This is a genomic window from Acinetobacter sp. 479375, from assembly GCF_000581715.1.
GTDB classification, from domain to species: Bacteria; Pseudomonadota; Gammaproteobacteria; order Pseudomonadales; family Moraxellaceae; genus Acinetobacter; species Acinetobacter ursingii.
The window spans coordinates 1-9,659 of the sequence record NZ_JEZN01000039.1; the positions used below are offsets into that span (position 1 = coordinate 1).

Here is a 9,659-nt window from a genome sequence, read left to right on the forward strand (position 1 = left end):
AAATTGGTAAAGCAAGAAATCATGCAGTACAAGGCTGTTGGGACAAGGGTCAAAAGCAGTGGAAACGAGATATTGGTTATCATCGACGATCCCGAATAGAGGCTAAAATGTTTGCCTTGAAACGACTTGGACAAGGTGTATCTAGTCGATGCTTTAATCGTCAGGTGGTTGACTTGCAAATAAGAGTCGATATTTTGAATAAATTTACTCAACTTGGTACAGCTAAAACGGTGGCTGTTGCATAAATATCTGAAGATTAGAACAACTCTACCTTTCGTCTATTTGTGCAACAAAGCCATTTGCACCTGAGAAACTCATAATCAACTCCAAATATAGCTCAGAACTTCATCGCAAAGAACGCTATGTTATTAATGCATTACAACTATTGGAGCACCCTACAAGTATTAATCTGCTTTCCAAATTAATCCCCCAAATAGCTTCCGACATTAATGACATTAACCCACCTTCGTGCCGTACTGTAGCAAGATGGATCAATAAATATCAAAGTTCTTCTCAGAATAAACTGTGCTTGCAAAATAAACATTCAGGTAATCGCAGTTTACGATTCTCTCCTGAAATTTATCAAATTCTAAATCAAGCAATCAATGAAATCTATTTAAAGCCTGAATACAGAAGTGGTAAAGACGTACTTGCCTATATGCTTGGTAGATTCATGGAACAAGGCATCCCATTAGAACAGTTACCAACACTTCGTAGTATCCAGCGACATATCAAAAAATTAGATCCTTATATTGAATTTAAAATGAAAAAAGGGTCCCGAATAGCGAAGAAAAAATTTCAAGCTGCTGGCAAAAGTATCATTAGTCCATTCGCTCTTTATATGGTCGAAATTGATACACACTATTTAGATCTAATCGTGATTGATCCGAAGACGAAACTTGCCTTAGGTCGACCATTTCTCGCATGTGCAATTGATATCTACTCTAGAGCCATTGTTGGAACTTATATCAATATGTACCCCCCTAGTGCTGCAACTACATTAGAAGTCATCAAAGATATGATTACTCGGCCAAACCAAAAGTTACCAGGAGGAATCCCAAGTATCGTCATTCCAGATAATGGAGTGGAGTTTAAAAACAATGCTCTCGAACGAGTATGTGAACAGCTGAAAATTACTTTGACTCCTTCCCAAGTAGGTACACCTAATAACAAACCTCATATTGAACGTTTTTTTAGTACGCTCACACATGGGATTATACAAAAACTACCGGGTACAACTTTTTCTAATCCAACGAATAGAGGTGAATATAATTCAAGTAAAATTGCACAATTAACTTTAGAACAATTAAAACAATATATAGATACTTGGATTCATGAGGTTTATCACCGATCTATCCATCACACGACAGGACGTTCACCTATCATCATGTGGCAAGATGCCATTGAAGATATACGACCGAGTTTTCTTACAGATATAGATGCAAAAATTTTATGCCGTAGGCCTATTGAAAGAAGCATTAATCACGGTCAAGTACGTGTAGATGGTATTAGTTATTTTTCACATGCTCTAACTACACTACAAGCTAAAGGCATAAAAAAAGTTACCGTGCTTATAGATGATTTAAATTTAAATGAAGTTTTTATCATTGATCCCGACAAAAAAGATGTAATCATTCAAGCAGATTCAACCAATCAAGACTATACATTTAGATTAACACGAATAACTCATCTTGAAGTTCAAAAACTAAAGAAAATTCAATCTCGATCTGATAAACAAAAAATTGGTCCGATGTCCGATTTATATTATCTGTATAAGCTTATGCATGAGATTCAAACTAATCTTGTGAGACGAAAGCCAAGATTGAAACCACTTACTCTTGAACTTCCGAAGCAGCTACAGAGGATCGAAGAACAACTATTCTCAAAAGACAAGGATATTGTTGAACAACCTGCTTCCACAATAAATGTACCTACACCAATTAATCAATTTGGTTCATTGGAGGTATTTAAACATGGAAAAATTTGAGAATCGTTTTGAACAAATTCGATCGATTAACAATATTGTTATCACTTCCAATGAATTCATGGTCGCTTTCACAGGCATACAAGATTGCGTAAAAAGAAGTATTTCATTTAGCGAACCAGTTGGATGTATGCTTCTTGCTGAAGGAGGACTTGGAAAAACCACCCTCTGTAAAACAATCTTGAGTCTTATGCCTCGTACAGAAAAAATTGAGAAGGATCATAAGAAAAATATCATCCCTGTATGTTATGTAGAGGTACCATCGCCTGCCACAGTTAAATCATTAGCAATAACGATGCTCAAAGAGCTTGGCGATCCTACTTATGAAAATGGGTATGGCACTACTGAATACTTAACTAGCAGGCTTATTTATTTACTCGCACAATGCGAAACTAAGCTTATATTCTTAGATGAATTTCACCATTTATTTGAGCGTAAACCAACATCTACAAGAATGAATCGGACTACAGGCAATTGGCTTAAAACGCTAGTAAACCGAACAGGGATTAGTTTTTGTTTAGTTGGTTTACCTGAGTTTGTCCCACTACTTCAAGTTGATAGCCAGATTGCTCGTAGATTCCCTTTCATCTACCACCTAAATCCATTAACTGTTGATCCTTCAAATGGCGGGAGCATGTTTGCATTTCTTGCTGAAGTTGCAAGAACACTCAATAAGCAAAATATCACTTTCTCACCACCTCTAAATAGCCAACTTGTAGGCATGCAAATTCAACTAGCAACAAAAGGCTATCACTCATACGTAATGAGCCTGATTAGAGAAAGTATCGCACATGCTTTACATGATAATAGGCAAGTAATAACTCCCCTTGATTTCAGTTATTCATGGAAATTAGGCATCACGCTCTACATTAGCAAACAAAATAAAAATCCATTTGAAATGAACATTTCACAAATCATTTCATTAATTTAATAGTCAGAATTATGCAAAATCCTCTTTTAATACAAGCAATACCTCATGAAGATGAGTCACCAATGAGTTTCTTGTTAAGAACAGCAGAACTCAATGCACATAGTTCAATTTTTAATTTAATAGGCAAAGAAAAGTATAAATCTATCATTCGTCAGTCTTTGAATTATCATATTTCTGATATGAAACGCTTCACTCAAGTGTTAGAAGTATTAAATCTTGATAGTTCTTATAAATTTCTAGCTTTTGAAAGATCAAGGCCAACCAATAGATCTCCTATAATGATTGGAACAATTGAAGTCCCCCATGAATTATTAGAATTAGAAGGTTTACGCTACTGTCCTACTTGTCTTTTTGAAAAAGCATATCTTAGAAAAATATGGACATTAAAGCCTATACATGCATATCCAATACATTCTTGTTTGTTAATTGATTCTTGTCCTGAATGTAAGAATTTTCTTCTCCCCAAAACAGGGGTTCTAAACTGTTCTCGCTGCGGTTTTAAATTATATAAAGGACCTGTACAAAAAGTAAAATCAATGGAAAGTATCTATTGGTTTCTTGACATACTTACGCATAGTTCAAATGAAGTTTTTTCAGATTTTGCATCTTGCTGGAAAGCATTCAATTCTTTCTTACAAGATGATAATTCCAATACAAATGAAAATATTTTTTTTAAAGTATATGAATATTTTTCTGACCCAAAGACTTCTGCCATAAAATTAAGTGAAAATATTAACAGTAGAAGTGAGAATTCTCATCCACGTATTCTATTGCTACCATTTCTAAAACATAAAAAACTTTTCAACAAGCATATTAAAATCACCGAAAAGAATTCTTCAGAATATAGAATTAGTGAAAATAGTATTTCCAGAAATCTTAGAAATTATGAAATACAACTGATCTTAAATATTTCTCGATTTGAGCTTGAAAAATTGATAGAAAATGACTTTTTGAAGCTTGGACAGAAAGAACTCTATAAAGGAGATATTGCTAGCAGAGACATAGAACACTTCTTAATTGATACATATTCTCAACCTAAATCTACACTTCTCACTAGCATCGAAGCACCCGCAGACAATGATAGTATGCAATTAAAGGATGTTGCTAAGTTGTTAGATATCAATTATGACCTTGCTAGAAAACTAGCAAAATCTGGATGGTTCAAATTAGATAATACAAATGAAATACCACAGACTTTCAAAAAATATTCAAAAGAAAAGGTGAATGAATTCAAAGAAAATTACATACTCGTTAGTCCACTAGCAACACAACTAAAGGCATCTCCAACTAATCTAGTGGAAAAATTAAGGGCTTTAGGTATTACTCCTACTAATGGTCCACATATAGATTCAACTGCAATCAATATTTTTTTAAAGATTGATGTCCAAGATATAAAACCAGATGACTTAAGTATGATTAAGAGCTATCCAACACGTTCTGGAAGACAAAAAAATGCGTTAAAAAATGTGCCCCAGAGTACCGAGTATTATTCTTTAAAAGATGCTGCTTCCATACTAAAAATCAGCTCTAACAAAGTAGCTGTACTTGTTCACAGAGGGATTCTTGTGAAAGATGAGAACAATCCTTTATCAATTCAGATCCAAGAAAGTTCGCTGTTAAATCTTAAGAACAAACTCAATAGCGAAAATTATATTTCCTATGTAGATGCAGCAAAGCAATTAAATTGTCCTATTAATTGGATAAAAAAATATTGGTGTGATACGGGATTCTTACATATTGAAAATTTAGTTTACTGGAAGCTTATTAACAAGAATGAGCTAACTGAAGTTTTGAAGTTAAAAGATGAATTCATAACTGGTGCTGAAGCAAGCACCCTTTTAGGTATGCCTCACTCTCATATCACCAACTTACAAAGCCAAGGGCTTATAAAACCTTACTATTTTGGAAAAAATGAGAAAAAAATTAGGCTTTTCAATATAAAAGATATCTTGTCATTAAAACGCTAACCATTTAATCTTATAAAATTAGCTATACATTCAACAATGCTCAGATAGGTGAGCTGTTTAAGGAACTAAAAATTGATGAGTAGCCTGAAAGATGCTTTTGAAATTTTAGAAAAAACAATAGTACTTGTACTGCCCCACCTCCAAAAAACAAAGAAGGATATTCAACTATATAAAGACTTAAAAGAACAAACCAATGATCAACAAGAAAAAGAAGAATATGATTCCAAAATTAAAGATTTATTAGTTTATAAGACTACGAAAGGTTCTGGTTTTACAAATACAAGTATAAGAGATTTCAATAAAAGATTTCCAAATGCTCAATTACACTCACACCACTATAAGTTCATGACTGATCAAGAAAAAAGGCTAGTGAAAATAAGTCGTAATTTAGATGGGAATATAACAAATGTAGAGTCGATAATAAGCAAAGAACAAATGAATGAAGATGAAATGAAAAATGCTAGAAACATATTTTTAGGATTTTCTATTATGCTGATTCCTACTTTTTTAGAATCTTCACTTATGACTTCTCTTTTTTCTAAATACATACCAATAATTAATCAATTAATTGAAAATAAAATACTTTTTTCTACTATTATAATTTCATCTATTTTAGCATCCATCTTTGTAGTTATTAGATCGATTAAAAATGTATTTGATATCTATACTCTACAAGAACTAATAAAATACAAAGTAATTCAAGAAATACCAACTATTCAGACACAATTGACATCTGCTTCAGAAGTCATAATTGATCAAACAAATTCTCAAATTACAGGTAGAACGGAAAATAATTAGTAAATCATAAAGTTAAATATCATTCTTTGAAAGAGTAAATAAATTTTTCTACGTAGTACTGTTCTCACAATTTAGCAATTACTTATTTTATGAATAAATTATCTGATAACTACACTCATTTAGAAGCTCTTTTAAATGGATACTCCTCAAATACTTACAAGTAACTTATAAATATAATAATCATATTAATGCCCAAATGCTTTCTCTCTTTTTAGTAAATTCTGAATTGTCTACACCAAAGTTAAATAGAATTAATGTTGTAGTGGTGACCAATGGAACCTTTGAATAAAAAACAAATATTAATCAATTACTTTAACATTCTTTGAGGAACACGGACTACTGTTAATTATGCTGATTGGTGTCAAATTCATGTTGATATGCCCATACAATCCTTGATTTTAAATATAAATCAATAAGTTAAATCATAAGTCATCAAAAACACATTTAATGTTTACTTTTTAATCAAAAAAAGATGCTTTTTAGGGAATTGCTCACTCTAAGTTCTAGTTATATTTATCTCACCAAGTTAATCAAATCAAAGGAAAAAACAATGGGTAAGTTAGTAAATGGTCCAAGCACAACAGGTAATCCTTCTGGCAGTGGTCGTGGCAATAATCCACCTAAAGGTAAGTAACCTTTAATGACAGCTCGCTCAACTACTCGGTGGTTGAGCGAGCTTTTGTAAATCCGTTGGCCATTGACTAGTCAGTATATTAGAACCTGCCTTTTTATAAAAATTAGAAAAAAACTCCCAAAACTCATAGTAAATCCCATGCATATAAGCCGTGTTTTCAGGTCTAGATTCATAATCATTTTGAAAAAATCTGTAGACAATCCACAATAAGAATAAAGTGTTATTGGGCTTATACTCAGTTTCTCTATTCAGCAAAATATTGATTGTTTCTTGGCTAGTCCTTTTGCAATTATCGACTTCACTTTCATCACGTTCAACAGTGTCTGAAAGCAATCAAAGAAAGTCTGTGTAAGTAATAGAAAAGCCTTCGTTAGCTTTTTTTATAAAATTTTCTTTTTTTTCCGTATAATTCAATAAATAGTTTGAAAAGTTTAAGCCATGGGAAGTGGAGGGCTTTTCATCATCCAAATTTAAAGCAGCAAATGTTGCCATTAGAGTCAATAAGCTACGACTAGGATTAGTCCATATAGCCTTATGCTTACTAATCTTAGTAATCTTACCCTCTCGCCACTGAAAAGTTTTTGGGTTTAATTTTTTTTGGAAAAACCATCCTAAAAATATCGGTTCAATCTCTTTAAAAATAGAATGGTGAGTTAATATATCTAAGTGAGAAAGAAGTGAATAAAGACTTAAAACAAACACACTTTGTGCAAGAATATCTGAATTTTTCTGACTAATAGCTTCGTTCCAAAAAGCATCCAAAGTTTGATCTTGAATTTTTAAAGCTCCAAAATTAGCCAAAAATATTTGAAGATTATTAAAATTCTGTTTATTGTAAGCGTCCGCTGAACCCCATGCCTATTTTTTAATTCGGTTCAGGTTTCCAGCGGTGTGGTAGCAATTCTTCAATCTGAGTCACTTTATGTGTCGGCAACCTTTTCAGCACATCACTTAAATAGGCATAGGGATCCAGCCCATTCAGCTTTGCTGACTGGATTAATGTCATAATATTGGCTGCTCGCTGACCGCTGCGCAGCGAACCTGCAAATAACCAGTTCTTACGTCCCAACGCCCAGGGGCGCATCTGGTTTTCCACCCAGTTATTGCAAATCGGTAGATTGCCATCATCCAGATAGCGGCTTAAGGCTGGCCAACGCTTCAGAGTGTAATTGATCGCCTTGGCGGTTGGAGAACTCGATGGCACAGTCAGTTGATGTTGGTTGAGCCATTCATACAGTTGTTGCATCACCGGTTGACTATACTGTTGTCGGTATTCGCGGCGCTGTTCTGCTGTACCATCGGTCTTTTTCCTGAGTTCTGCTTCTATGGCATACAGTTTCTGAATCAGCACTAATGCCTGTTCAGCGACCTGACTTTTCCCAGTTACATGCAGTTCATGGAATTTACGACGTGCATGCGCCATGCAGCCCACCTCAATGACATCGCCTGATTTAAAGCGTGCTTTATAACCACTGTAATCATCACAGACTAGATAGCCCTGCCAGCCTTTCAAGAACTCTTCAGCATGCTGGCCTGAACGACTATCCTGAAAGTCATAGATCACCGCCTGAACTGGATTGTACTGTGTAGTGGCATAGGCCCAGACATAACCTTTCTTCGGTTTTTTATTATTCTCACCCATCCGCATGATGGTGACCGGTGTTTCATCTGCATGCAGCACCTGCTGTTGTAGTACCACCTCTTTTAAGGCATTGGCCAGAGGTTCCAGTTCTACACCGCAGCGACCTATCCAGTCAGATAAAGTTGATCTAGAAAGTTCGATTCCCGCCCGCTGATAGATCAGACGTTGACGGTACAGCGGCAAATGATCGGCATACTTCGATACCAGCACATGGCTGAGCAATTCAGGTGAAGCAATGCCTTTATCAATCACATAGGCGGGCATCGCTTGCTGAGTCAGAGTGTCACACTGATCACAGACCCATTTACCACGCACATGCTGTTCCTTATAGAACTGTGCCGGTCTGAAATGCAGTTTTTCACTGACATCTTCGCCGATACGACGGAGTTGGCAGCCACAAGCACATTGGGTTGATGCAGGTTCATGCTCAATACGGATGGTGTGTAGATGATCTGGCAGTGGTCGACGTTTAGGTTTGTTGACTGTTGCTTTGTGTGTCGCTGCATTGGTTTTATCTGCATTTAGCCGTTCCAGTTCTAGATCAACCGCGGCAATATCTTCTTCAACCGCTTCATCCCACAGATGGATTTGTTTTGCCGTTAAGTGTTCATTCTTTTGGGCGAATTCGTGCTTTTTAAACAGCGCCAGTTCATGCTCGTATTTTTGATTGAGAATAGAAAGATGCTGAACTTTGGCATCCAATTGCTGGTTTGATTTTTCTAATTCTTGATTTGATTGTGCCAGAGACTGATGCTGCATTGCCAACTGTCTGGTAAATTCCAGCAGTTGTTCATGGGTCAGTTGGTTTAAGTCAGGCAGTGTATTCATGACCGCAGTATGCCTGAGGTCATGAAGAGAATGAAATAGAACGTTTGGAGAATAGCAGAATGCACCAACCTGGTTTAGAGCATCGTCACTACCTGCTGTCGTCCAATGCGCTGCCAGGGCAAACCCTGGATCAGTGCCTGTAACTGTTCCGGGCTGAGGGCCACGGTTTCACCTTGGTGAACTTGAGCCCAGTGAAATTTACCCTGTTCCAAACGCCGGGCACACAGCCAGATGCCCAGTCCATCATGTACCAACACTTTCATACGATGGCCACGTTTATTACAGAACAGGTAAGCACAATGCGGTTTGATGTAGCCAAAGGCTCTCACCACCTGGGCCATGGTCGTATCCATACCTGCACGCATGTCCATGGGCTGAGTAGACAACCAGATTTCATCAATGCGGATCATGTTGCAAGTGCCTTGAGTAATTCTGCCAAGGCAGGTATTTCTGATGTCTGCCATTTTAGCTGAATATCATTATTCGTATGAGGCACGGTGATACACAACGTGATCCTCTCATCAATAGGTTGGCTGATTGCAGCAGTGTAAGGCAAAGCAATAAATGCTGGATTCACATGAGTAGGATCTTGCACGGCACCATCATGATGGCTGAAGATCCTGATCCAACGACTGACAAGGTTGGCATTAATACTATGTTGCAGTGCGACCGAAGCGATCGAGGTATTAGGATTTTTACAGGCATTGACAATACTGAGTTTGAATTCTTTGCTGTATGTTCTGCGTTTTTTAGCAACAGGAGGTGTTGCTGAATATATATCCATGTTCATGGATTAAGTCCCCACTTGTTTTTAGGTGGGAACTAAATTAAGGCTTATAGGATCGCTTGGTAAGGCTGTGTTAGCCGGATGCTTA

General features: G+C 36.2%; 8 protein-coding genes and 1 pseudogene. 5 read left to right on the forward strand and 4 right to left on the reverse strand.

The features are described 5' to 3' along the window. The 5 genes and pseudogenes from J500_RS15995 to J500_RS16015 all read left to right on the forward strand — a co-directional run. Positions 1-245 (forward strand): annotated as a pseudogene (locus tag J500_RS15995) (IS5/IS1182 family transposase); the annotation flags it as partial. A gap of 35 nt (positions 246-280) precedes the next feature. Next, positions 281-1,987: a Mu transposase C-terminal domain-containing protein gene (locus J500_RS16000; RefSeq protein ID WP_228130695.1), complete on the forward strand. Its 1,707-nt coding sequence runs from the start codon at positions 281-283 to the stop codon at positions 1,985-1,987. Continuing rightward, positions 1,974-2,915 carry a TniB family NTP-binding protein gene (locus J500_RS16005; RefSeq protein WP_004999051.1) on the forward strand — a complete coding sequence of 314 codons (942 nt, stop codon included), beginning with the start codon at positions 1,974-1,976 and terminating at the stop codon, positions 2,913-2,915. The genes J500_RS16000 and J500_RS16005 overlap by 14 nt, the downstream gene beginning before the upstream one ends. 11 nt (positions 2,916-2,926) lie before the next feature. Then, positions 2,927-4,882: a TniQ family protein gene (locus J500_RS16010; protein WP_004999052.1), complete on the forward strand. Its 1,956-nt coding sequence runs from the start codon at positions 2,927-2,929 to the stop codon at positions 4,880-4,882. A gap of 75 nt (positions 4,883-4,957) precedes the next feature. Beyond that, positions 4,958-5,680, forward strand: a complete 723-nt coding sequence (locus J500_RS16015; RefSeq protein ID WP_004999053.1) for a hypothetical protein — start codon at positions 4,958-4,960, stop codon at positions 5,678-5,680. Between the two features lie 967 nt (positions 5,681-6,647). Here J500_RS16015 and J500_RS16025 read toward each other — a convergent pair. The 4 genes from J500_RS16025 to J500_RS16040 all read right to left on the reverse strand — a co-directional run bounded on the left by J500_RS16025 (position 6,648) and on the right by J500_RS16040 (position 9,574). Then, on the reverse strand, positions 6,648-7,115 hold the full coding sequence (locus J500_RS16025) for a hypothetical protein (protein WP_228130693.1): 468 nt from the start codon (positions 7,113-7,115) through the stop codon (positions 6,648-6,650). A 64-nt stretch (positions 7,116-7,179) separates the two neighbouring features. After that, on the reverse strand, positions 7,180-8,784 hold the full coding sequence (gene tnpC, locus J500_RS16030) for an IS66 family transposase (protein ID WP_034698698.1): 1,605 nt from the start codon (positions 8,782-8,784) through the stop codon (positions 7,180-7,182). 74 nt (positions 8,785-8,858) lie between these two features. Next, a complete protein-coding gene (gene tnpB, locus J500_RS16035; RefSeq protein ID WP_000618091.1) occupies positions 8,859-9,194 on the reverse strand; it encodes an IS66 family insertion sequence element accessory protein TnpB in 336 nt (111 codons plus the stop codon). Continuing rightward, positions 9,191-9,574, reverse strand: a complete 384-nt coding sequence (locus J500_RS16040; RefSeq protein ID WP_019836977.1) for a transposase — start codon at positions 9,572-9,574, stop codon at positions 9,191-9,193. Before J500_RS16040 ends, tnpB begins: the two co-directional genes overlap by 4 nt. Positions 9,575-9,659: the final 85 nt, after the last annotated feature.